Origin of the sequence: Streptococcus mitis, from assembly GCF_946188375.1 — a bacterium.
Lineage (GTDB): Bacteria > Bacillota > Bacilli > Lactobacillales > Streptococcaceae > Streptococcus > Streptococcus mitis_CX.
The window spans coordinates 345,174-368,062 of record NZ_CAMHUS010000001.1; the positions used below are offsets into that span (position 1 = coordinate 345,174).

The window sequence follows — 22,889 nt, forward strand, 5'->3', positions numbered from 1 at the left end:
CACCTCCTAATCTACTGCAAGAAAATTGTAAATATCACTCTTACGGTAATAGATTTTCTTACTGTTTTCAAAAGGCGACTGGAACGATTTTAGACCATGCTCCTGCCAATTATTTAACGTGGTTCCACTAATACCTAACTTCTCTAATACCTCAGGCCTAGAAATCAAGTCCCAGTTGTCATCACGTTGCTTTTCCAGTTCCATCCTTTTAGCTAAGTGATCTCCCACTTTCTCCAGTAATTCAAGTTCTGCTTCTCTTGATAATAGTTGCATATTACACTCCTTTCTAGTTATGAATCTTACCTGCAAGCTGGATATAACGGCCGTAGTAAGGGTTTAAATCCTCGCTAGGTGTTTCTATCGTCTGTTGGTTTTCTCGCTCAAATTGGGCGCTTTTTTTGCGGTCTAGGTGGTTTAGATAAAGCAGTAAGCCAATCAATACCATCATAAAGACAACCGCTTGTGTATTGGTCAAATCTAATTCATTCATCTTATGCCCTCGCTTTGTAATTCTTAATATATTCCACTTAATCAGTTCGCTCCATCTTCAGGAAGTCGTCCACCTCTTCGGCGCTTACTTTTCGATCTACAAAATCAGCAATAAACTGGAAGAGGTTCGGATTTCTCTCCTTGATTTCAGCCATTTATTTATCAAATTCTGCTTGTGTCATGTTGTCTAGGTCTAGTGTCATTGCATTGCCTCCAGCTCTTTAGCGTCGTCATTGTTCAAAAGCAAAAAGGCTATTTCATTTAGACGATCGTATAGCTTTTCATTCTGGGCGTATGCTGTATCAGTGTATTTTTTAGCAAGCCATAAGAACGTGGTTGTATCATTCTGTAGTGCAAACTCAAGCCCTTCAAGAGCTAGGTTATTCATTTCTAAAACATTCATGATGTCGGTTAATTCGTTCCCTAATTCTGCTAGCTTCTCAGCCGATAATAGAACTTGTTGGCTTGATATTGCTTTTTTTGTTGTCATGTTTTTTACCTTTTTTCTATCTTTTTATACTTGCCACGATGGCTTTTTAATGCTTTTTACTATACTGGATATCCTCACACTCAAAGTTGGGCGATGGCGAGTGTGGGGGTTTTGAATGGTTGTTTCTTATACAGTTTTTCTTGCAATGAAGTTCCTCACGCTCAGAAGTTTGCCGACCGAGAGCGTGGGGCTTTTTGAGTTGTTTCTTATACAGTTTTTCTTGTTCCTTTTCTGCCTTTTAATTGTTTTTTACTATACAGGATTGACACCACTCCAAACGCTGGGCTATTGCCTCAAGTTGGCGAACGTATGTAGTGATGACCAGTTTAAAGAGTTGGCGCTCTATACTTTTCAAAACCTTTTCTAATTGCTTGCCTGCCATTAGTTGTTATTGATTGAATAGTTGATTTTTGTTATAATTGAGATATAGAAAAAATATCTATATTCTTGATCCAGTCGCTTGCTCTCCTCGACCAAAATTTGAGCAAGTGACTTTTTTTGTTGTCGTTTTTAATCTTCATGTCTAGGTTTTTTATAAATCAGTTGACGGCTTTCCACTAACTCAGCGATAAAAGCTAGGTTATTGGCCGTATTCTCTATCAAGTCGTCAAGTACCCCTTTATTTTCAGGTAATGCCATAGCTTCAGCCACACTCACGGCATCATCTAGCCATGTTTTAAATTCTTTAAAGTTCATTTCTTTGCTCCTTTTTGTTGTCAATCCCCAGTGGTAAAGCACCACATGAGAAATCTGTAAATGTAAAATAGTATTGCGATTGGGTCGCTCCTTTCTAACTATAAAATAGTTCATCTATGGTTATATCTGGTTTGATTTCTGCAACCATTGACTTAATCACTAGACGTTCTTTGTCATTAAAAGCCGTCTTTTTTGTCTCTTTGTTATTATAAGATTGCAAAGAAATATCTAGCTTGTCCGCCATCTGTTGCTGAGTTAGTCCAAGCATAACTCGATAGCCTTTTAATTTGCTCATAGGTTTCCTCCTTTCTAAAAATGTCCCTCCATGAATAGATTGAAAGTGTGAAAGGTTGGAGGGTTTATATCCGTTTTGGATAACTACGCGTTTATTATATATCCGTTTTTGTTATTTGTCAACTCTTTTTTTGATTTTTTTGTAACATTTATTGATACTTTTCTAAAAATTAGATATAATCATCTATGAAAGGTGTGATAAACATGAATAGACTGAAAGAATTAAGAAAACAAAAAGGGCTAACACAACAGGAATTAGCTGATGAAATATCTGTATCAAAAATAACCATCTTAAGATGGGAGAATGAAGAACGTCAAATAAAAACAGAAAAAGCCCAGCAACTTGCTGACTACTTCGGGGTAAGCGTTGGGTATCTGTTGGGGTATGATGAAGTTCCAAAAGAATTAATAGATGAATTAGAGTTACAGCTAGATCATGTTTTAACTCCAACTGAAAAAGAAGATTTAGAAAATAATCCAGAATTAAAAAATCACTATTTATCTATTGTTAGGAACAGACTTCTACATAATCAAAGAAAGGAGGTTGAAAAAACTGCGCAAGCATTTGACAAAGATTTTATAAAATTTATAGAAAAATACTCTATTTATCTCTCTGATGATCAGATTGAGCAAATTAAAGATCTTATGAAAACAATGTCAAATATAAATAATAGATATTTGATGGTTGCAATGGGAGCAGGCTATCAAAGTGAAATGGAAATTGCTAAGACTTATGACTTCAAACAATTATTTGAATATAGCTCAACATGGAAAGACAATTATTCTTCAATTGAAAAAGAATCAGATGACTAATATCATTTGAGAACTAAAAAGGAAAATACCCATGAAAAAACTACTAAGCACATCAGCTATTTTACTCTCTGCTACCGTTCTAGTAGCTTGCTCTAACAATCAATCAACTACCAAAGATAGCTCGGAGCAACCAAAAACGGAGCAAACCAAAGCAATTGAAAAACCAGCTTCTAAAAAGGCTACTAGCTTGGACGATTTCAAAAAAGCGCTAGAAAGCAATGGATTCACAATCAAAGAAGAAATAAAAAAATCAGCTAGTCTTATTCAAGCCGAATCAGGGAAAGGGTTTATCTTAGATGATGATACTGCTGTAGAGGTTTATGAATATTACGATAAAAACCCGATGTTTGAAGAAGCTAAAAAAGAAAAAGAGTTAATCGGACACCCTGCTTATATCTACGGGAATTATGTTGTTTTAGTACTCAATGCTACAGACTCAAAAGATAAAATTTTAGAGAGTTTCAAAGGATTTGAATAAACAAAAAAATCCCCACGCTCTCAAAGTTTGTCCAGTCTGAGCGTGTATAGAGGGAAATAAAAAAGGAGTGAAATAATGGAGCATTATATTCATATACCTAGAAGTTTGAATTTTGAGTTTAGAAATATCTCTAAATTTTATAGTCAATACTCTGACATTAATGAAGTACTTGAAAAAAATGATGTTATACGTCTCAATTTTAGCAACACGAATTTCATTAGCGGAGAAATGACTGTGTTATTATCTATGGTAGTAGAAAGCTTACATAATAGAGATTATGATGTTCAAGCCAATTACAAATCGTTGCCTCAAAGTACACAGAATCTGTTATCGCGAAATGGCTTTTTTAAACGATATAAACTAGCTCCAGGATTATCAGATAATAAAAATACAGTAATCCAATTATCTAAGATTCCTTGTAAGGATGAAGATGCTGTCGATGAGTACATTGAAAATAAGTTTCTTGCAAAAATCGAGTCTGAAATCGAACCTATTTTTCGTAATGAAATCTCTATTTTCATTTTCGAGCTTGTACATAATATTTTAGAACATTCTGGTGCAGATAATGTTATAATGTGCGGGCAACACTACCCAAACATGAATAAAATACGTTTTGCTATTGCAGATACTGGAATCGGCTTACCAAATTATATTTTAAGTAAAAAAAGCTTATCTAGCGAAAAAGAAGCCATTAAATGGGCTTTTACAAAAGGAAACACAACAAAAGAATTAGAATCTGACACAGATAGTGGGGTCGGGTTAGCTTATATACAAGAAAAAATATCAAAAAAAGCATCTATGAAATTATTTTCTAATCATTCGTATTTTCATATCAAACAAGATGGGAGTTTATCTTATAGAAATTTAGAATACAGTGTACACGGAACACTGATTATCTTTGATTTTGATATCGAACAATGTAATAAAATGTTATAATGAAAGAAAGAAAATGGAGGAAAAAATATGGAAATAGTAAATGTAAAAGAGGTTATTGGAAGTAAGTTAGCAACTAGTAGTGATAAAGGTTTACTTCTCTATAAAATTTTGGTAGAAAAAGTATCCAATAAAGAACCGGTAACAGTTGATTTTTCTGATATAAAAACTGTTATCCCATCATTTACAAATAAAGCATTTGGAAAACTTTTTGATGTAATTAATTTAACAGAATACAAAGATTTAATACGATATAATGAGGATATAAATGAGCTTTTTATGGATTGTATCAATTACTCAATAGAAAATAGTACTACAAAAAGAGAACAGTACAAAGCAGAAATGAATAAAATGTATCAAGAAATAGAGGAACAAAATGCCTAATCTTAATTTTGTAAAAGCTACTATAAACAATCTTAATTCAAGACTTCCTCGTAGGGATATCCTAGTTGATACAAATGTCCTTTTGGATTTGTTTGGTGGCGAAAATAGATTTAGATATGATAAGCTTTGGGAATATTCGTTAGAAAATGACTTGACTTTATATGTCACAACATTAACTATTTCTGAATATATCAATCGAAAATGTCGTAATGCATTTGAAGTTTATCAGGAGAATTTGTCTATTCGTGAAGAAAATGGAGAAAGCATCGATGATGTAGAGTTTGAATACAAACGAGGATTTCAAAAGACATCTGAATATGAGAGTGTTTTTAATGAGAGTTTAAAACAAGTTGAGATTATATTGAACGATGCTAAATTGATAAACATAGATCATAATGAACTAAAAAATATAGAACCAAGTAAGTACAACCTCAAAGATTACAATGATGCAATTTTTTATTATTTGGCAACAAAAAATTCTTTTGGTATTGTAACTCATGACAGGGATTTTCTCGAATCTCGAGCGCCTTTAATCGTTTATACAAATTTAAACAATTAAAAATCCTCACGCTCTTCAAATATTACATATCGTTTATTTTTATTGACTTTTCTTAAAATTAGGGTTAGAATAAAATCATAAGGTCGCTTGACGACAAAATATATGATACTGTCCCAGGAGGACAATTCTAGCCCTGCTCTTATGAGTAGGGCTTTTAGTTTATTAAAAATCCCTGGAACCTCATCCCTAATATTTTTCTTTTAGGGTAGCCGAAAAGTCCGATTATACCAACAAAGGCGCGTGGATTCTCGAGCTTCGTTCGAGCTTCAAGCCTATATAAGCCCCATATCCGCCTTGTTTCCAACTCTGGTATTATATTTACCGTCTGACTGATTAAAATCGAAAATAAGAGGGTTCTCGTAGCCCCTCGCATGGTATAAACTCAAAACCTTTTCTAATTGCTTGCCTGCTGATGGAAAAGGAGTAAACCATGAATATTACAGAATACAAAAAGAAAAACGGATCTATCGTATACCGAGCAAGCGTGTATCTTGGGGTTGACAAACTTACAGGGAAAAAGGCTAGAACTACTGTTACGGCCAACACTAAAAAGGGGATTAAAATCAAAGCAAGGGAAGCTGTCAATGCTTTTGCTTCAAACGGCTATACAGTTAAAGATAAGCCAACAATCACAACATACGAAGAATTGGTAAAAGTTTGGTGGGATAGTTACAAGAATACAGTTAAACCCAATACTCGCCAGTCTATGGATGGATTGGTTAGAGTGCATTTATTGCCTGTATTTGGCGATTACAAGCTAGATAAGTTAACCACGCCTATTCTTCAACAACAAGTGAATAAATGGGCTGACAAGGCCAATAAAGGCGAAAAAGGGGCGTTTGCTAACTACTCCTTACTTCACAACATGAATAAGCGTATTTTGAAGTATGGCGTAGCTATTCAGGTAATACAATACAATCCAGCTAATGATGTCATCGTTCCACGCAAACAGCAAAAAGAAAAGTCTACTGTAAAATACTTAGACAACAAAGAATTAAAACAGTTTCTGAATTATTTAGATACTCTGGATCAATCAAATTATGAAAACCTATTTGATGTTGTCCTATACAAGACTTTATTGGCCACTGGTTGTCGTATCGGTGAAGCATTAGCCCTTGAGTGGTCTGATATTGACCTAGAAAACGGTGTTATCAGTATCAATAAGACACTAAACCGCTATCAAGAAATAAACTCACCTAAATCAAGCGCTGGTTATCGTGATATACCAATAGACAGAACAACCTTACTTTTACTTAAACAATACAAAAATCGTCAACAAATTCAGTCTTGGAAATTAGGTCGTACTGAAACGGTCGTATTCTCTGTATTTACAGAAAAATATGCTTATGCTTGCAACTTACGCAAACGCCTAAATAAGCATTTTGAGAATGCTGGTGTAACGAATGTATCATTTCACGGTTTCCGCCATACACACACCACTATGATGTTATACGCTCAGACTAGCCCTAAAGATGTCCAATACAGATTGGGACACTCTAACTTATTAGTGACTGAAAATGTTTACTGGCATACAAACCAAGAAAACGCAAAAAAAGCTGTCTCAAATTATGAAACAGCCATCAATAATTTATAAAGGGTGTCACGATCAGTGACTACCCTCTTACTATACCTAAAATCAGTTAAGGGTAACTAAAAGGGTAGTAAAATTAGAAAAAGCACTAAGGGAAAGCGCCCCAAAGTGCTTAGTTTAAAGGCTTGACGCCTTCTAATCTAGAAATTAGATTATTTTTTAAGGTTGTAGAATGATTTCAATCCACGGTATTCTGCTACTTCACCAAGTTGGTCTTCGATGCGAAGCAATTGGTTGTATTTAGCGATACGGTCTGTACGTGAAAGTGAACCTGTTTTAATTTGTCCTGCGTTAGTTGCAACTGCAATGTCAGCGATTGTTGAATCTTCAGTTTCACCTGAACGGTGTGATACAACGGCAGTGTAACCAGCTTCCTTCGCCATTTCGATAGCGTCGAATGTTTCAGTAAGAGTACCGATTTGGTTAACTTTGATAAGGATTGAGTTAGCAGCACCTTCTGCAATACCTTTTTCAAGGTAAGAAGTGTTTGTTACGAAGAAGTCGTCACCAACCAATTGAACTTTGCCACCAAGACGTTCAGTAAGAGCTTTCCAACCGTCCCAGTCGTTTTCATCCATACCATCTTCGATAGTGATGATTGGGTATTTGTTTACCAATTCTTCAAGGTAGTCGATTTGTTCTGCAGCAGTACGTACAGCTGCTCCTTCACCTTCAAATTTAGTGTAGTCGTAAACTTTACGTTCTTTATCGTAGAATTCTGATGAAGCACAGTCAAATCCGATAAATACGTCTTTACCTGGAACATATCCAGCAGCTTCGATAGCAGCAAGGATAGTTTCAACTCCATCTTCAGTTCCTTCAAAACGAGGAGCGAATCCACCTTCGTCACCTACGGCTGTTTCAAGACCACGAGATTTAAGGATTTTCTTAAGAGCGTGGAAGATTTCAGCACCCCAACGAAGAGCTTCTTTGAATGATGGCGCACCAGCAGGTACGATCATGAATTCTTGGAAAGCGATTGGAGCGTCAGAGTGAGAACCACCGTTGATGATGTTCATCATTGGAGTTGGAAGAACTTTAGTGTTGAATCCACCAAGGTAGCTGTAAAGTGGGATTTCAAGGTAGTCAGCAGCAGCACGAGCTACAGCGATAGACACACCAAGGATTGCGTTTGCACCCAATTTACCTTTGTTAGGAGTACCGTCAAGTGCGATCATAGCACGGTCGATAGCTTGTTGGTCACGTACATCGTAGCCGATGATTGCTTCAGCAATGATGTTGTTTACGTTGTCAACAGCTTTTTGTGTACCAAGACCACCGTAACGAGATTTGTCACCGTCGCGAAGTTCAACTGCTTCGTGTTCACCAGTAGAAGCTCCTGATGGAACCATACCACGTCCGAAAGCACCTGATTCAGTGTAAACTTCTACTTCAAGTGTTGGGTTACCGCGTGAGTCTAGGACTTCGCGAGCGTAAACATCAGTAATAATTGACATTTTTTACTCTCCTTATGAGTTAAATTTTTTACACCTCTATAATACCTTAAAACCCCTCCTTTTTCAAGAAAAAACGTTATCTTTGTGCAAATTTTCCTTAACTTTATAAAGTAATCGCTTTCTTTTGTCTGTTTTATTCTAACTTTTATGATATACTGTTTTCATGACAGATTTATCAAAACAATTACTTGAAAAAGCTCATGGTGGACCAAAATTAAATCCAGATGAGCAAAGACGCTATCTTGGCACTTTTGAGGAAAGAGTTCTTGGATATGCAGATATTGACACAGCAAATAGCCCTCAGTTAGAAAAAGGCTTTTTATCTATTTTAGAAAATCTTCAGGAAAAAGCAGAACCACTATTTGTGAAGATTTCACCAAATATCGAATTTGACAAACAAGTTTTCTACTTAAAAGAAGCAAAAGAAACTGATAGTCAAGCTACCATTGTATCTGAAGAGCATACTTCTTCTCCTTTTGGCCTGATTATCCACACCAATGCACCAGTTCAAGTAGAAGAAAAGAACCTTCGACTTGCTTTTGCAAAACTTTGGGAAGTTAAAAAGGAAGAACCAGCCAAAACATCCTTCTGGAAGAAATGGTTTGGCTAAATATTGCGCATATTTAATAAATGCCCAATATTGTTAGCCGTGCGCTCCAGATAGAGACTGGCATTTTTCAAACTATCTTCTAAAGGTTCGCTTTTCTCTAAAATAGAAAAGGTAGCTTGGATATTTTCAAATGGTAGTGAAGGTAAATCTTCAGCGAGACTACCGCAAATAGCAATAACAGGAACTCCGACAGGGGTTCTTTTTGCTACCCCTATCGGCGCTTTCCCTGCTAAACTTTGACGATCTAGCCTTCCTTCTCCAACAATAACCAAGTCAGCATCTGAAACTTTCTTATCAAAGTCAATCAAATCTAAACAAGTGTCAATTCCAGATACGATACTTGCTTGAGCAAAGGCACACAAACCGCCAGCAATGCCTCCACCAGCTCCTGCTCCTTTAATTTCCAATGTTACAGGTGAGACTTTTTCATAAAAATCTTGGATTGCCTGATCTACGGCATCAAACATAGTAGGATCTAGGCCTTTTTGTTTGCCAAAAATATAGGTCGCACCTTGAGGACCACATAAGGGACTCACGACATCTGCTAAAATACGAATTTGAACATCTTCAGAAATTTCATAGCGATTTTCTGTTGAAACAGAAGCTAATTTTAGTAAGGATTGACCGCAAGCCGGCAAGACATTTCCATCCTTATCATAGAATTGATACCCCAATCCAGCAGCAATACCAATACCGCCATCATTACTGGCCGTACCACCAACGCCGATATAGATTTCTTTAATCCCTTGAGCAATGAGATGACGAATCAACTCTCCAATACCACGAGTTTGTATTTGAAGTGGATTTCGTTTCTCTAGCGGAATTTTTCCAAGGCCAACCAAGTCGGCAACTTCAAATAATGCCAGTTGACTTTTTTGAAAATAGCGCATGGCTTCTTTTTGTCCAAAAGGTCCTGTCACTTGGATCCATTTTTCTTCTAGGTCAAGAGAATGTCGGATAGCATCTACAGTACCTTCTCCCCCATCACCAACAGGGCAGAGGAGACATTCTACATCTGCTATCGATTGTTGGAAGCCTCTTTTTATTGCTTCAGCTACTTGTTGAGCGGACAAGCTTTCCTTAAATGAATCTGGTGCAATTACAATCTTCATATTTTCCCTCATTCTAAACAGTCAATCAAAGGAAGAACTTCTAAAAAATCCCTCTTGTCAACATGATTCGGTATTTCTTTTTTGAGTACTTCTTTGCCACAAAAGGCGATTCCCAATCCTGCCGACTTCAACATAAATAGATCATTGGCCCCATCTCCGATTGCAATCGTTCTTTCTTTAGAAAGTTTTAGTTCCTTTCTCCATTGTTCCAGAGTCTCTTTTTTAACCTCGGGACTAATAATTTGTCCAACTAATTTCCCTGTTAGAAAGCCACCTTTGACTTCTAGTTGGTTGGCAGAGAAACAGGCAATTCCAAGAGATTTTGCTAATCTCTCAACTATTGGAGTAAATCCACCGGACACCAGACCAACTAGGATGCCGTTCTTTTGGAGAATGGAAATGAATTCCTGGGCATTTGGCGTTAGATGAATAGAGTTGAAGACTTTATCAAAGGCCGAAATAGGAAGACCTTCCAAGAAGGACACTCTGTCTCGTAAACTTCTTTCAAAGTCTAACTCTCCTCGCATTGCCCGACTTGTAATCAGCGAAATTTCCTCCTCACAGCCTGCCTCTCTTCCCAACAAATCAATCACTTCTTCTAGAATTAAGGTTCCATCAACATCCATGACACACAAACCTTTTACTTGAGACATAAGTTCTCCTCTCTAAACAGCCTAAAAATCGTATGAAGTCATCATACGATTTTATCTATTAATTAACTAAGCTATGGTACAAGTCAAGGTATGATTTGCAGGCTGTATCCCATGAGAAATCACACTCCATAGCTTGTTTTTGTAGTTTTCTCCAAACGTCAGGATGGTTTCGATACAAGTCCAATGCTGTTTGGAAAGTCCAATTTAACCAATAAGGAGATAGATTGTCAAAGCTAAAGCCCGTACCGCTTCCTTCGATTGGATTGAAAGCGCGAACGGTATCTCGCAAGCCACCAACTTCATGGACCAATGGCAAGGTTCCATAACGCATCGCCATCATTTGAGACAAGCCACATGGTTCAAAACGACTTGGCATGAGGAAGAGGTCACAAGCAGCGTAGATTTCTTGAGCTAGTTTGACATCAAAAGTGATATTTGCTGATAGCTTGTCTGGGTAAATCTGAGCAAACCACGAGAAAGCACCTTCAAAGGCTGGATCTCCAGTTCCCAAAAGAACAATCTGAACATCATTTTGCAAGATATGGTGAAGACTTTCGACCACGACATCAAAACCTTTTTGACGTGTCAAACGAGAAACAATTCCCACCAGTGGAACATCAGCTCTAACTGGCAAGCCAACTCTCTCTTGCAATTTTGCCTTGTTTTGGTCTTTCCCAGACAAATCTTCTTGACTAAAATGATAGTCTAAAAGAGCATCCGTCTGAGGATTATACAGGTCAGCATCAATCCCATTCACGATACCAGATACCTTGCCAGATTCCATTCGAAGAATCTGATCCAAGTTACATCCAAACTGACTGGTCATAATTTCATGAGCATAACTAGGCGAAACTGTTGAAACACGGTCCGCATAGAGAATACCTGCCTTCATCCAGTTCAGACAGTTATTCCAGCGAAGGGTACCATCAGCATAACGTTCGAAGCCGACTCCAAACAAATCCCATAACATTCCCTCTGAAAATTGTCCTTGGAATTCTAAATTATGAATGGTTAAAACAGTTTTAATTCCTTGATAGGCTTGAATCCAACGGTATTTTTCCTTTAACAAGAAAGGTATCATGGCTGTATGGTAGTCATGAACATGGAGAAGGTCAGGGATAAAGTCAATCCTTTCCATAGCCTCAATGGCAGCCAGTTGGAAGAAAGCGAAGCGTTCCCCATCGTCAAAATCACCGTAAACATGGCCACGGAAGAAATAATATTGGTTGTCAATAAAGTAGAAGGTTACACCGTTTAAGACGGTTTTCTTAATCCCACAGTACTGTCTGCGCCAACCGACGCTCACCTCAAAATGAAGAACATCTTCAATCTGATTTCCAAATTTAGCCTCTACCATGTCATAGTAGGGTAAAATCACTGCAACTTCGTGCCCAGCTTTTACCAGTGATTTTGGAAGAGCGCCAATGACGTCTCCCAAACCACCTGTTTTTGAAAAGGGTGCACCCTCTGCTGCTACAAATAAAATTTTCATGAATGAATATCCTCTGTTACTTTAGCACCTTTCTTAACGACGACTGGATGTTCTGCAGTTCCACGGATCACTACTCCATCCGCAACTTCAACACCCTTGTCCAATATAGCGTATTCTACCTGAGCACCTTCTCCAATAACAACACGAGGGAATAAGATGCTATCTTTAACCAAGCTATCCTTATGGACATGAATATTACGTGATAAAACAGAATTAGCCACTTGACCTTCAACAATACTACCAGAAGCAAACTGAGAAGTACTTACCTTAGATGTATTGGCATAGTAAGTTGGCTCTTCGTTTTTGACCTTTGTATAAATCTTTTGGTTTGGTGAGAAGAGAGAATAGAACTTTTGCGATTCAAGCATATCGATATTCGCTTTATAATAAGACTCTACAGAATGAATGTTGGCTAGGTAGCCTGTGTACTCGTAGGCAAAAGCCCCTTCTTTTGCAGCCAAATCCCGTAAAACATAGCGCAACTTCTCTGGATGTTCTTTCTTAGCCTCTTCTTCTAAGCGTTCAATCAACCAAGGGGTATCAACGACAAAGATATCTGTCGACATATTGTAAACTTCATCTGATGATTTACTATCAAAGAGTTTATGAGAACGAACATGGTCTGTTTCATCCACTTCCAAGATTGCGTTTACTTCTGAAATGTCTTTCTTAGCTAGTTTTTTATAAACTACAGTGATAGGCCCTTTTGTTGTACTATGTAGATGGAAAACTTGGTTCAAATCAATATTAATCAAAACATCACAGTTGAGTGAAACTGTTTGGTTTGAGCCAGAACGTTTCAAGTAAGTAAGAAGTTGTTGGTAGTATTCTTTTCCAACTGTACTACTTTCCACACGAGTATTGTAAATACCTAGATAATAGTGGCTAAGAAGAGTTGACAAGCCCCACTCACGTCCTGAACGGATATGGTCAAAGACTGAGCTGATATTGTCTTGTTGGAAAATACCAAAAATACTACGGACACCAGCATTAGCAAGACTTGAAAGCGGGAAGTCAATCAAGCGATATTTACCACCAAATGGCAAACTAGCTACTGGACGGTGGTCTGTCAGTGTTGACATATCATGAAAACCAACTGTGTTTCCTAAAATGGCAGAATATTTATCAATCTTCATCTGTTGCTACCCCCACTACTTCATCATATCCTACAACTTGTACTTCTTCTGTTCCATCAATTTCGACACCATCAGAAATAACTGCACCTTCACCAATAATGGCACGTTTGATTTTAGCTCCCTGACCGACAATTGCACCACTCATGATAACTGAATCTACTACTTCTGCCCCTTCGCGAACTTGCGCACCTGTTGAGAGGATAGAATGTTTAACAGTTCCATCTACGAAACAGCCATCGACAACCAAGGAATCTTCCACATGAGCATTTGCCCCAAGGAAGTTTGGTGGTGAAATTAAGTTTCTTGAGTAAATCTTCCATTGACGGTTACGGCTATCCAAGGCATTTTCTGGTGAAATATATTCCATGTTAGCTTCCCAAAGTGACTCAATAGTACCAACATCTTTCCAGTAGCCATTAAACTCATATGCATAGACACTTTCACCTGACTCAAGGTAATTTGGAATGACATTCTTACCGAAGTCTGACATATCGACATTGCTCTTTTCAGCAGTAACAAGCATATTGCGCAGACGTTGCCAATCAAAAATGTAAATTCCCATAGAAGCTTTTGTAGATTTAGGTTGAGCTGGTTTTTCTTCAAATTCAACAATGCGGTTATTGGCATCTGTGTTCATAATACCAAAACGGCTAGCTTCCTTAAGAGGAACATCAAGAACTGCTACTGTCAAACTAGCATTGTTATCCTTGTGTGACTGGAGCATATCATCATAGTCCATTTTATAGATGTGGTCCCCAGATAGAATCAAAACATACTCAGGATTGACACTGTCGATATAATCGATATTTTGGTAAATAGCGTGACTAGTCCCTTCGAACCAACGATTTCCTTCACTTGCAGAATAAGGTTGAAGAATAGAGACACCAGAATTGATACCATCTAGTCCCCAGCTTGAACCATTCCCGATATGGTTGTTGAGAGCAAGTGGTTGGTACTGTGTAATGACTCCAACATTGTTGATGCCTGAGTTGGCACAGTTTGAAAGAGCAAAGTCAATGATACGGTAGCGCCCACCAAATTGCACAGCTGGTTTTGCAATGCTTTGAGTGAGTTTACCGAGACGAGTTCCTTGCCCACCAGCAAGAATCAAAGCTAACATTTCATTCTTCATTTTCTACTCCTTTTTGGTTTTTACTTGTGACGGTTTTAGTAGGTTTTAAGCGACGTTTGATTTTCCAAACACTTGCTCCCATAGCCGGTAGGGTAAAGGTCAAGGTCTGCTCATAATCTTTCCATAGTCCTTCTTGCGTTTGCACAGTTTGATTATGTTCTTTCCAAACGCCTCCCCACTCTTCTAACTCAGTATTCCAGACTTCTTCGTAAATCCCTGCAACAGGAAGTCCAATTGTAAAATCTTTTCGTTCAACAGGTGCCATATTAAAGATACAGACTAACATATCGTCCTTCTTACCCTTACGGATGAAGGAAAGAACACTCTGGTCTCGATTATCCGCATCGATGATTTCAATACCATCATAGCTAGTATCAATTTCCCACAGACAGCGGTGATCTTTGTAAAACTGGTTTAGCTGAGAAGTGAAATACTTCATCTTAGCATTCATTGGATCTTCTAGGTTTGACCATTCCAACTGTTCTTCAGATTTCCATTCTAGGAATTGCCCATATTCACTACCCATGAAGAGCAATTTTTTACCTGGGTGACAAATTTGGTAAGTGTAGAGATTACGCAAGCCTGCGAATTGATTATAGCGATCTCCCCACATCTTGTGCATCATACTCTTCTTGCCATGAACCACTTCATCGTGTGAGAATGGTAGGAGATAATTCTCTTTGAAGACATACATAAAGCTGAAAGTCACCAAGTTAAAGTCGTATTTACGATAAATCGGATCTTCTTCATAGAAACGGAGGATGTCATTCATCCAACCCATATTCCATTTGTAGTCGAAGCCAAGACCATCTGAATCCTTAGTGTCAGTAATCTGAGTAGCTGATGAACTTTCCTCCGCTATCATCATCACATCAGGATGAACTAGTTTAATCACATCATTCAAGCGTTGAAGGAAATAATAACCTTCATAGTTGAGATTGCCACCATCTTTATTAGGTGTCCATGGAGCATCATCGTAGTCAAGATAGAGCATGTTGCTAACGGCATCTACGCGAATACCATCTAAATGATAAAAATCAATCCAGAACTTAATACTAGAGATCAGGAAAGACTGGACTTCATTCTTTCCAAGGTCAAAATTAAGTGCTCCCCAACCGTAGTTATGAGCCTTATTATGGTCTTGGTATTCAAAAGTCGGTGTTCCATCATAATAGGCCAAGGCATCATCATTGATAGTAAAGTGACCAGGTACCCAGTCTACAATAACACCTATATTGTTTAAGTGACATTCCTCAACAAAATCTTGAAATTCTTCAGGACGACCATAGGCATGCTCTAGAGCAAAGTAACCCATAAGCTGATAGCCCCAACTCAAACCTAGTGGGTGAGACATCAGGGGCATAAACTCAATGTGAGTATAATTCATCTCAACCAAGTAAGGAATGAGTTCATCTTTCAATTGAGCAAAACTATAGGGGCTGCCATCAGGATTTCTCTTCCAAGAGCCAGCATGAGCCTCGTAAATATTAACAGGACGCTCTTCAAAGCTCAAGCGTTTTCTACGGGCTAGCCAGAGGCCATCCTTCCATTTCTTTTCTGGAATATCTGTTAAAATAGCCCCAGTACCAGGTCGTGCCTCATATCGAACAGCCAAAGGGTCAATCTTCATCAGTTGATGACCATTTGCACGCGTGATATGGTACTTATAAATTTGGCCTTCTTGAGCAAGACTGGTAAAGACTTCCCAGACTCCAAATTCATTCCGTTCCATCGGAATTTGATTTTCAACCCAATTGGTGAAATCCCCTACCAAGTGAACAGCCTGAGCATTAGGCGCCCACACACGAAAAGTATAGCCATACTCTCCATTTTTTTCTTCCCTATGAGCTCCCAGATAGTGCTGGAGGTGAAAATTTTCACCTGTCATAAAGGTTTCTAAAGCATTATTCTTATCCATACACCCTCCTATTTCTGTAAGCGTTTTCCATAGATTTATTATACTACCTTTTTAGGGAAGATTCAAGTAAATTACGGAATTTGCAAAAAAATCTTTTGAAAGTCTTCAACAAATTCACTGATGTGTTCACTTGTAAATCAAGAATTTTTCAGAAACACTTTGAAAACGAATTGTTTTTTTATAATACTATCATAAAGTTCGTTATTTAGCTAACAAAAATATAATTTTAAGTAAAAAAAATAAATCAGGAAACGAATCTCCTGATTTTACATTTCATTTCACATCAAAAACAATGGATTTGACATTTGTCATCGCTTCAATACTATATTTAATTCCTTGCACTCCAGCGCCAGAACCTTTGACACCAAGGAATGGGAAATTATCTGGACCACGCTGGGTTTTATTATTTATATGAACTGTACCCACTTCAAGTTTTTCAGCAATTTCAAATGCTTTTTTGAAATCATTTGTAAAGACTGAGGATTGAAGGCCGAATTCAGATTCGTTGGCAAAGGCAATGGCTTCCTCTACACTAGCCACACGGATAATTGGTAAAACAGGACCAAATGGCTCTTCCCATGCCACTTTCATATCTTTTGTAACTTGGTCAAAAAGCACTGGCCATAGAAGATTGCCTTCGCGTTTGATTGGTGTAAGAGCCTGAGCACCTTTTTCTTGTGCATCATCAATCAAGCCCCAAATAAAGTCTGCTGAAGCATTGTCGATAACTGGTGTGATATCAGCATTGTCGAATGGATCGCCAACTGTTAATTTAGTAACCTCTGCTTGAAGCAAAGCAGCTAGTGTATCTGCTACACTTTCGATAACAATAACACGTTTAATGGCTGTGCAACGTTGACCTGAATAGCTAAAGGCACCCGCAACAATTTGCTTGGCAGCATGTTCCAAATCTGCATCTTCTAGTACTAAGGCTGCATCTTTCCCACCAAGCTCCAACATGATTGGACGCATACCAGCTAAACGACCAATACGTTCTCCGATAGGAGTTGAACCTGTAAAGTTGATGAAGTTGACTTCTTTGTGTTCAATGATATAATCCCCAATTTCTGAACCACGACCCGTAATGGTATTGAAAACACCAGCCGGAATCCCTGCTTCTTCAAACGCTTTAGCCAACAAGAGCCCAGAAATAGAACCTTGTGTTGGTGGCTTAAACATGACTACATTCCCTGCAATCAAGGCAGGTGCAATTTTAGAAGCAGATAAATTAACTGGATAATTAAAGGGAGCGATAGCCAGCACGACACCAACTGGCTCGCGACGAACAACGGCCAATTTATTTTTACTTGCTGCTTCAAAACCGCCACCTTCCATTGCTTGTCCAGTGATACGGAGACCTTCCTCAGCAGCATAGCGAATCAAGTCTGCGGTACGCACCACTTCTCCAATAGCTGCTTTAATTCCCTTTGCCACTTCTTTGGCAAGTATAGTACCAATTTCTTCCTTATCACGTTCTAAAATAGCTGCTGTTTTGTGCAAATAAGCCGCACGTTCAACTGCTGATAAAGCTCGCCAAGCTGGCAGGGCTGCACGCGCAGCTTTCATAGCCTCATCTACTTCTGCCTGAGTCATAGCTGGAACAGTCCCTAATTCTTCTTGGTTTATTGGTGAATAAATCGTAATTTCTTTTTCAGCTGATTTCCATTTTCCATTTACTAAATTCTGATATCTTGTCAAATTCTCGTCCTCCTGAAAATGATTAAGATATATTTTACCAAATTTTCAGAAAATTACAACCCTTTTTGCAAGTTTTTGAGATTATTTTCACAAGCTTGATTTTTCAAAGTATACCCAACAAAAATAAAAAAATCAGACTAGGAATCTAGCTCGGTCAAGGCGAAACTGATATACTTTGAAGAAATTTTCGAAGAGCATAAATTAGTACTATAATAAAGTGAAACAAGAAATGAACAATTTGGGGTTGGAATTAAAATAAATTTATAACAACGTTTTAGAAGCAACATTGTACTATTCTTGATTCATTTTATTAGACCTATAATTAACAAAGATTTCTGAAACAGAGTCTAGGTAAAAGTCTTCATAATAAAAAGACACCCTATCAAGTGTTCAAACACTTTGATAGGATGCGTTGTTTCGTAAAAATACTTATCAAATTTTCTATACAAGCGAGCTGTTAGCTAAGCTCTTTCTATTCATTCAATTTCAATGAATGGATTTTTTAGTAATGCTCATAACTGGGAATTTTACTGTGTTAAAATAGCGAGATAGATAGCATTATAAAACAGTCAAGACAGCTAGACTAATATCATCTATAACATTGTCTTCTTTCGAGCGACTGTTGGTTACCAACATGGCTAAATTTCCTGCATTTTCAAAGTATAAGGAACTTCCCTTGGCATTGAATACTACCAATAGATGTTCTGGTCCCCCGTGAATCTCGTAAACAATCCATCCACTATTTTCTGCAGCGGTGTGGACAAAGACATGACGGTAAACTTCTTCGTATGTAGGATAAGAAAAGGCGCTAGTCTGTGTTTTCAATCGAATAATTTGACGGATAAACTCAATACTATCTTGACGCTCATTAATCAAGTTCCAGTTGACTTGATTCACACTGTCAGGAGCGTTATAGCTATTCATAGCACGCTCTCTATCATCATGGGTCAACTCACCATTCTCACCAGTTGCAACTAGTTTAGTGCGTCCAAATTCTTGACCGATTTCCATAAAGGCCATCCCCTGCATGAGAAGGTTCATTGCTGTCGCCGTCTCAACCTTGCGCATAATCTGGTCTGAACTTTGATCTGGATGAAGAGTCGCCAACAAATCATGAAGATTGTAATTATCATGGGCTTCAACATAGTTGAGAACCTGATTTGGACTGAGATAAGAACCCAATTCTCGGCTACCAAGAATGGCCTTGGCAATGATTGGTTCGGTGGCTGCACCACTTACAAATCCTGACTTGATTGCACCATAAACTTCTCCTCCTTTGACCGCATCACGCTGATTATCATTGAAGAATCCGATATTTGGCATTTGGTAAGCATTGTCCTTCTTGGCCTTATCATAAGGTGCAAGACCTGTTCCCATATCCCAGCCTTCTCCATAAGTGATAATACGGGGATCAACCTCATCTAGCGCCCAACGAATCGCTTGCATGGTTTTGACATCATGAATACCCATCAAGTCAAAACGGAAGCCGTCAATATTGTATTCCTGTACCCAGTATAGAAGAGAATCAATCATGTACTTGCGGAACATTTCGTGTTCACTGGCTGTTTCATTTCCAACACCTGTTCCATTCTGGAAGGTACCGTCTGGATTCATACGATAGTAGTAATCAGGGACAGTTGTTTGGAAAGGTGCATCAACTACTGAGAAGGTATGATTATAGACCACATCCATAATGACACCAATACCCGCATCGTGATAGGCTTGAACCATGGTCTTCAAATCACGAATTACCTGCCCTGGATCATCTGGATTACTAGAAAAACTTGGTTCTGGTGCATTGTAGTTTTGAGGGTCATAACCCCAGTTATAGGTTACATTTCCATCCTCATCGTATTCCTTATGGCGATCAAAGATAGGCTGGAGTTGAACGTAGTTGCAGCCAAGTTCTTTGATATAGTCAAAGGCGGTTGCTTGTCCGAATTGGTTTACAGTTTCAGTCTGGGCAGCACCAAGGAAGGTTCCACGGAGATGCTCTGCAACTCCAGATGTCGGAGATTTGGTTAAATCTCGGATATGCATTTCACAGATAACTGCTTTACATGGATTTTCCAAACGCCAAGGCGCTTCAGTTCCATGTTTGACCTCAAATCCTTCTACTTGTCTGTCTTGATGAGAAAGAATTACGGAACGTTTGCCGTCAGGACTTGTGGCAATCGTGTAAGGATCTCTCGTCACAGTCTGGTGGTGAGGAAAGTCAATCTGATACTGATAAGCCTTGCCAGCAAGATTTTCATCTAAGTCTAGACTCCAAACACCAATGGTATTGTACTTATGACTGTATGAATAGCTATTACCACGCTCTAGATTAAAGGTTTTCCAAATCGGAGAGTCGTTGCTGGTATTTTCGTAGACAACCACCTGTACAGCAGTAGCCGTAGGAGCCCAAAGTTTAAAGCTTGTCTGATAATCTGAAAGACTGTAACCTAGTTCTCCTTGGTAGCCCCAGTGGTGATCAAAACTAGCGCTATGTATTGCTCTATCAAAAGCAAATGGATTTTGATCTTTGTAGTAAGGACTAGCAATGGCTGGGTTTTCAGAATAATAAACAGTCTCGTCGCCCTCTAAAATCCAAACTTCTGTCAGAAGCGGATAGTAGTTATAACGCACGGGATATTCCTTAACTTTGCCATCAATTTCAACTGAGAATTTCAGTTCTTCTAACTTCTCTTGACTTGTAACTGTGAATGAGAACTTTGCTCCAAAAAAGTTATTCTCATAATACAATTTTTCAACATTGTCCGCCTGTTTTCTACTAAATGAACAGGCTGCATAATCCCCGTTTTTTCGATGAAAATGGATGACTACAGGGTAATTTAACATTTCTTTTCCTAATTTCTAATTTTAATTTAATTTTTTATGTGGTGCTGATAGATTCAGCAATTTAATTTCTGACTCAAGATAGACTCAATTCATGTCAAAACACTTCAGGATAGACAGTTTCAGACTATCTAACATCTAGCCTTCTACTATTCTTTACAAACTTTCGAGCCAAGCTTCATCTCGAACTTCAATACCAAGTTCTTGTGCTTTTTGAAGTTTACTTCCAGCATCTGCACCTGCCACGACGAGGTCGGTCTTTTTAGAAACACTGCCAGTCACTTTAGCACCCAAACTTTCGAGTTTATTTTTAGCTTCTGAGCGCTTGAGCCGTTCCAATTTTCCAGTCAATACAACGGTCAAACCTGACAAGGCCGCATCTGCCACTACCGTCTGTCCTTTATAGTCCAGATTGACCCCAGCTTCTTTCAATTCTTTGAGGAGAATTTCAGAGCCTTCTGTCGCAAAATATGTCTGAAGACTCTTGGCAATCACACTACCCAGACTTTCAATACTAGCCACTTCATCTGAATCTGCCTGAGCCAGATTTTCAATCGAGTGGAAATGTTGAAGTAACAGCTGACTGGCCTTGCTTCCGACATGACGAATGCCCAAACCAAACAAGAGCTTTTCAGCAGAATTTTCCTTAGATGCTTGGATGGCCTGATACAGTTTAGCAGCAGACTTTTCCTTAACCCCCTCTAAAAGGAGGAAATCTTCTTCTTTCAAACGGTAAATATCCGCCACATCCTTGACTAAATTAGCAGCGAAAAGCTTCTCAACAATAGATGGACCAAGTCCTGTAATATTCATAGTATCTCGAGAAGCAAAGTGAATCAAACCTTCCATAATTTGGGCAGGGCAACGTGGATTGATACAACGGAGAGCCACCTCATCTTCAAAATGAAGCAAGTGACTGTCACAACTTGGGCAATGTGATGGAATATCTAGTTTTTCTTCAGAAAGACGTTTAGACTCTACCACACGCAAAACAGCAGGGATGATGTCACCAGCCTTATAAACGATAACCGTATCGTCTTTGCGGATATCTTTTTCAGCAATATAATCCACATTGTGCAGGGTCGCACGGCTAACAGTCGTACCAGCAAGCTGAACAGGTGTCAGATTTGCAGTTGGGGTTACAACACCCGTACGGCCAACTGTCCAGTCAACTGATAAAAGTTTGGCTTCTTTTTCTTCTGCAGGAAACTTGTAGGCTACTGCCCATTTTGGAGCCTTAACAGTAAAACCAAGTTCTTCTTGACCTGCTAAGTCGTTGACCTTGATCACTACCCCATCAATATCATAAGGCAGATGTTCCCTTTCTTGCCCTACTTCTTGGATAAAATCCCAGATTTCATCTATGTTTTCAGCCAAGATTCTCTTAGGATTGACTACAAAACCAAGTTGTTCTAGGTGCTTCAAAACCTTTTCTTGGCTATCACGAGTTGAAGGGCTGGCTTCTTGATAGAGGAATGTTGCAAGATTGCGCTTGGCTACTACTGCTGTATCCAGCTGACGTAGTGTGCCTGCTGCCGCATTACGAGGATTTGCAAATTCAGGCTCTCCATTTTCTTGGCGAGCTTGGTTAACCTGGTCAAAAGAAGAGCGTGGCATATAACATTCCCCACGAACTGTAATATCAAGTTCTTCTGGCAAGGTCAAAGGAATATCCTTAACACGCTTAAGATTTTCTGTGATATTTTCACCAATAGAACCATCTCCACGTGTTGCCCCAGCAACTAAAATCCCCTTTTCATAAGTAAGCGAGATAGACAAGCCATCGATTTTCAGCTCACAAATATAGGTCGGATGAGCCACTTCCTTACGAACACGCGCATCAAAAGCTTCAAGTTCCTCACGTGAAAAAGCATCCTGCAAACTATAAAGAGGATACTGATGACTGTATTTTTCAAAACCATCTAAAACCTTGCCACCAACACGATGGGTAGGACTGTCTGCTAGCACTTGATCTGGATAGGCAGTTTCTAACTCAACCAACTCTCGGTAAAGGCGATCATACTCACTGTCTGAAACCGAGGGATTATCGCTGGTATAGTACTCAGTCGCATAGCGATTGAGCAAGGCGACCAACTCATTCATTCTTTTATTCATA

Annotated in this window: 23 protein-coding genes; 8 read left to right on the forward strand and 15 right to left on the reverse strand. The window is 38.6% G+C overall.

The features are described from left to right. Positions 1–6: 6 nt before the first annotated feature. From N8M16_RS01670 to N8M16_RS01680, 3 genes are all read right to left on the reverse strand, one after another. A complete protein-coding gene (locus N8M16_RS01670; protein WP_084953893.1) occupies positions 7–273 on the reverse strand; it encodes a hypothetical protein in 267 nt (88 codons plus the stop codon). Positions 274–286: 13 nt separating this feature from the next. After that, positions 287–490, reverse strand: a complete 204-nt coding sequence (locus tag N8M16_RS01675; protein WP_084953892.1) for a hypothetical protein — start codon at positions 488–490, stop codon at positions 287–289. Positions 491–688: 198 nt separating this feature from the next. Beyond that, on the reverse strand, positions 689–979 hold the full coding sequence (locus tag N8M16_RS01680; RefSeq protein WP_084953890.1) for a hypothetical protein: 291 nt from the start codon (positions 977–979) through the stop codon (positions 689–691). A 115-nt stretch (positions 980–1,094) separates the two neighbouring features. On the opposite strand from N8M16_RS01680, the gene N8M16_RS01685 reads away from it, so the two are divergent. Further along, positions 1,095–1,346, forward strand: coding sequence for a hypothetical protein (locus N8M16_RS01685; RefSeq protein ID WP_261069531.1), 252 nt, complete (start codon positions 1,095–1,097; stop codon positions 1,344–1,346). Between the two features lie 143 nt (positions 1,347–1,489). Here N8M16_RS01685 and N8M16_RS01690 read toward each other — a convergent pair whose 3' ends face one another. Together N8M16_RS01690 and N8M16_RS01695 are read right to left on the reverse strand one after the other, a co-directional pair. Beyond that, positions 1,490–1,675: a hypothetical protein gene (locus tag N8M16_RS01690; RefSeq protein ID WP_084953887.1), complete on the reverse strand. Its 186-nt coding sequence runs from the start codon at positions 1,673–1,675 to the stop codon at positions 1,490–1,492. 94 nt (positions 1,676–1,769) lie between these two features. Further along, the gene (locus N8M16_RS01695) at positions 1,770–1,970 is read right to left on the reverse strand and encodes a helix-turn-helix transcriptional regulator (RefSeq protein WP_023947491.1); all 201 of its coding nucleotides are present in this window, start codon (positions 1,968–1,970) and stop codon (positions 1,770–1,772) included. 203 nt (positions 1,971–2,173) lie between these two features. Between N8M16_RS01695 and N8M16_RS01700 the strand changes: the two genes are divergently transcribed. From N8M16_RS01700 to N8M16_RS01725, 6 genes are all read left to right on the forward strand, one after another. Then, entirely contained in the window at positions 2,174–2,782 is a 609-nt protein-coding gene (locus tag N8M16_RS01700; RefSeq protein WP_239822413.1) for a helix-turn-helix transcriptional regulator, read from the forward strand. 31 nt (positions 2,783–2,813) lie between these two features. Continuing rightward, the gene (locus tag N8M16_RS01705) at positions 2,814–3,260 is read left to right on the forward strand and encodes a hypothetical protein (RefSeq protein WP_084953885.1); all 447 of its coding nucleotides are present in this window, start codon (positions 2,814–2,816) and stop codon (positions 3,258–3,260) included. A 75-nt stretch (positions 3,261–3,335) separates the two neighbouring features. Further along, positions 3,336–4,196 carry an ATP-binding protein gene (locus tag N8M16_RS01710; RefSeq protein WP_084953883.1) on the forward strand — a complete coding sequence of 287 codons (861 nt, stop codon included), beginning with the start codon at positions 3,336–3,338 and terminating at the stop codon, positions 4,194–4,196. 27 nt (positions 4,197–4,223) lie between these two features. Further along, positions 4,224–4,577 carry an STAS-like domain-containing protein gene (locus N8M16_RS01715; RefSeq protein WP_084953882.1) on the forward strand — a complete coding sequence of 118 codons (354 nt, stop codon included), beginning with the start codon at positions 4,224–4,226 and terminating at the stop codon, positions 4,575–4,577. Continuing rightward, positions 4,570–5,136, forward strand: a complete 567-nt coding sequence (locus tag N8M16_RS01720) for a type II toxin-antitoxin system VapC family toxin (RefSeq protein WP_050253743.1) — start codon at positions 4,570–4,572, stop codon at positions 5,134–5,136. Before N8M16_RS01715 ends, N8M16_RS01720 begins: the two co-directional genes overlap by 8 nt. A 430-nt stretch (positions 5,137–5,566) precedes the next feature. Beyond that, a complete protein-coding gene (locus tag N8M16_RS01725; protein ID WP_070527676.1) occupies positions 5,567–6,730 on the forward strand; it encodes a tyrosine-type recombinase/integrase in 1,164 nt (387 codons plus the stop codon). A gap of 149 nt (positions 6,731–6,879) precedes the next feature. Here N8M16_RS01725 and eno read toward each other — a convergent pair whose 3' ends face one another. Further along, positions 6,880–8,184 (reverse strand): surface-displayed alpha-enolase, encoded by a 1,305-nt coding sequence (eno, locus tag N8M16_RS01730; RefSeq protein WP_000022821.1) that lies wholly within the window; start codon positions 8,182–8,184, stop codon positions 6,880–6,882. Between the two features lie 163 nt (positions 8,185–8,347). On the opposite strand from eno, the gene N8M16_RS01735 reads away from it, so the two are divergent. After that, positions 8,348–8,794 carry a DUF1694 domain-containing protein gene (locus N8M16_RS01735; protein ID WP_143952055.1) on the forward strand — a complete coding sequence of 149 codons (447 nt, stop codon included), beginning with the start codon at positions 8,348–8,350 and terminating at the stop codon, positions 8,792–8,794. On the opposite strand, the gene N8M16_RS01740 is transcribed toward N8M16_RS01735, so the two are convergent. The 9 genes from N8M16_RS01740 to ligA all read right to left on the reverse strand — a co-directional run bounded on the left by N8M16_RS01740 (position 8,791) and on the right by ligA (position 22,888). Further along, positions 8,791–9,906, reverse strand: a complete 1,116-nt coding sequence (locus tag N8M16_RS01740) for a glycerate kinase (protein ID WP_261069532.1) — start codon at positions 9,904–9,906, stop codon at positions 8,791–8,793. The genes N8M16_RS01735 and N8M16_RS01740 overlap by 4 nt on opposite strands. An 8-nt stretch (positions 9,907–9,914) precedes the next feature. Next, the gene (gene serB, locus N8M16_RS01745; RefSeq protein ID WP_125443194.1) at positions 9,915–10,559 is read right to left on the reverse strand and encodes a phosphoserine phosphatase SerB; all 645 of its coding nucleotides are present in this window, start codon (positions 10,557–10,559) and stop codon (positions 9,915–9,917) included. Between the two features lie 58 nt (positions 10,560–10,617). Beyond that, positions 10,618–12,051: a glycogen synthase GlgA gene (gene glgA / locus N8M16_RS01750; protein WP_084953872.1), complete on the reverse strand. Its 1,434-nt coding sequence runs from the start codon at positions 12,049–12,051 to the stop codon at positions 10,618–10,620. Next, on the reverse strand, positions 12,048–13,187 hold the full coding sequence (glgD, locus tag N8M16_RS01755; protein ID WP_049491441.1) for a glucose-1-phosphate adenylyltransferase subunit GlgD: 1,140 nt from the start codon (positions 13,185–13,187) through the stop codon (positions 12,048–12,050). Before glgD ends, glgA begins: the two co-directional genes overlap by 4 nt. Continuing rightward, on the reverse strand, positions 13,177–14,319 hold the full coding sequence (locus N8M16_RS01760; protein ID WP_049491443.1) for a glucose-1-phosphate adenylyltransferase: 1,143 nt from the start codon (positions 14,317–14,319) through the stop codon (positions 13,177–13,179). Before N8M16_RS01760 ends, glgD begins: the two co-directional genes overlap by 11 nt. Further along, positions 14,309–16,237, reverse strand: coding sequence for a 1,4-alpha-glucan branching protein GlgB (gene glgB, locus N8M16_RS01765; protein WP_094753298.1), 1,929 nt, complete (start codon positions 16,235–16,237; stop codon positions 14,309–14,311). The genes N8M16_RS01760 and glgB overlap by 11 nt, the downstream gene beginning before the upstream one ends. A 273-nt stretch (positions 16,238–16,510) precedes the next feature. After that, the gene (locus N8M16_RS01770) at positions 16,511–17,935 is read right to left on the reverse strand and encodes an NADP-dependent glyceraldehyde-3-phosphate dehydrogenase (protein WP_000199367.1); all 1,425 of its coding nucleotides are present in this window, start codon (positions 17,933–17,935) and stop codon (positions 16,511–16,513) included. A gap of 558 nt (positions 17,936–18,493) precedes the next feature. Further along, positions 18,494–20,776, reverse strand: coding sequence for a type I pullulanase (gene pulA / locus N8M16_RS01775; protein WP_261069533.1), 2,283 nt, complete (start codon positions 20,774–20,776; stop codon positions 18,494–18,496). Between the two features lie 153 nt (positions 20,777–20,929). Then, positions 20,930–22,888, reverse strand: coding sequence for an NAD-dependent DNA ligase LigA (gene ligA, locus N8M16_RS01780; RefSeq protein ID WP_261069534.1), 1,959 nt, complete (start codon positions 22,886–22,888; stop codon positions 20,930–20,932). Between the last annotated feature and the right edge of the window lies 1 nt (position 22,889).

Bases quoted from the DNA above. Each gene is read 5' to 3' on its own strand.
- N8M16_RS01760 (WP_049491443.1), bottom strand. From the start codon at position 14,319: ATGAAGAATGAAATGTTAGCTTTGATTCTTGCTGGTGGGCAAGGAACT.
- N8M16_RS01675 (WP_084953892.1), bottom strand. From the start codon at position 490: ATGAATGAATTAGATTTGACCAATACACAAGCGGTTGTCTTTATGATG.
- glgD (WP_049491441.1), bottom strand. From the start codon at position 13,187: ATGAAGATTGATAAATATTCTGCCATTTTAGGAAACACAGTTGGTTTT.
- N8M16_RS01695 (WP_023947491.1), bottom strand. From the start codon at position 1,970: ATGAGCAAATTAAAAGGCTATCGAGTTATGCTTGGACTAACTCAGCAA.
- N8M16_RS01725 (WP_070527676.1), top strand. From the start codon at position 5,567: ATGAATATTACAGAATACAAAAAGAAAAACGGATCTATCGTATACCGA.
- N8M16_RS01680 (WP_084953890.1), bottom strand. From the start codon at position 979: ATGACAACAAAAAAAGCAATATCAAGCCAACAAGTTCTATTATCGGCT.
- glgB (WP_094753298.1), bottom strand. From the start codon at position 16,237: ATGGATAAGAATAATGCTTTAGAAACCTTTATGACAGGTGAAAATTTT.
- N8M16_RS01710 (WP_084953883.1), top strand. From the start codon at position 3,336: ATGGAGCATTATATTCATATACCTAGAAGTTTGAATTTTGAGTTTAGA.
- N8M16_RS01740 (WP_261069532.1), bottom strand. From the start codon at position 9,906: ATGAAGATTGTAATTGCACCAGATTCATTTAAGGAAAGCTTGTCCGCT.
- glgA (WP_084953872.1), bottom strand. From the start codon at position 12,051: ATGAAAATTTTATTTGTAGCAGCAGAGGGTGCACCCTTTTCAAAAACA.
- ligA (WP_261069534.1), bottom strand. From the start codon at position 22,888: ATGAATAAAAGAATGAATGAGTTGGTCGCCTTGCTCAATCGCTATGCG.
- N8M16_RS01670 (WP_084953893.1), bottom strand. From the start codon at position 273: ATGCAACTATTATCAAGAGAAGCAGAACTTGAATTACTGGAGAAAGTG.
- N8M16_RS01735 (WP_143952055.1), top strand. From the start codon at position 8,348: ATGACAGATTTATCAAAACAATTACTTGAAAAAGCTCATGGTGGACCA.
- N8M16_RS01685 (WP_261069531.1), top strand. From the start codon at position 1,095: ATGGTTGTTTCTTATACAGTTTTTCTTGCAATGAAGTTCCTCACGCTC.
- N8M16_RS01700 (WP_239822413.1), top strand. From the start codon at position 2,174: ATGAATAGACTGAAAGAATTAAGAAAACAAAAAGGGCTAACACAACAG.
- eno (WP_000022821.1), bottom strand. From the start codon at position 8,184: ATGTCAATTATTACTGATGTTTACGCTCGCGAAGTCCTAGACTCACGC.
- N8M16_RS01690 (WP_084953887.1), bottom strand. From the start codon at position 1,675: ATGAACTTTAAAGAATTTAAAACATGGCTAGATGATGCCGTGAGTGTG.
- N8M16_RS01715 (WP_084953882.1), top strand. From the start codon at position 4,224: ATGGAAATAGTAAATGTAAAAGAGGTTATTGGAAGTAAGTTAGCAACT.
- pulA (WP_261069533.1), bottom strand. From the start codon at position 20,776: ATGTTAAATTACCCTGTAGTCATCCATTTTCATCGAAAAAACGGGGAT.
- N8M16_RS01705 (WP_084953885.1), top strand. From the start codon at position 2,814: ATGAAAAAACTACTAAGCACATCAGCTATTTTACTCTCTGCTACCGTT.
- serB (WP_125443194.1), bottom strand. From the start codon at position 10,559: ATGTCTCAAGTAAAAGGTTTGTGTGTCATGGATGTTGATGGAACCTTA.
- N8M16_RS01720 (WP_050253743.1), top strand. From the start codon at position 4,570: ATGCCTAATCTTAATTTTGTAAAAGCTACTATAAACAATCTTAATTCA.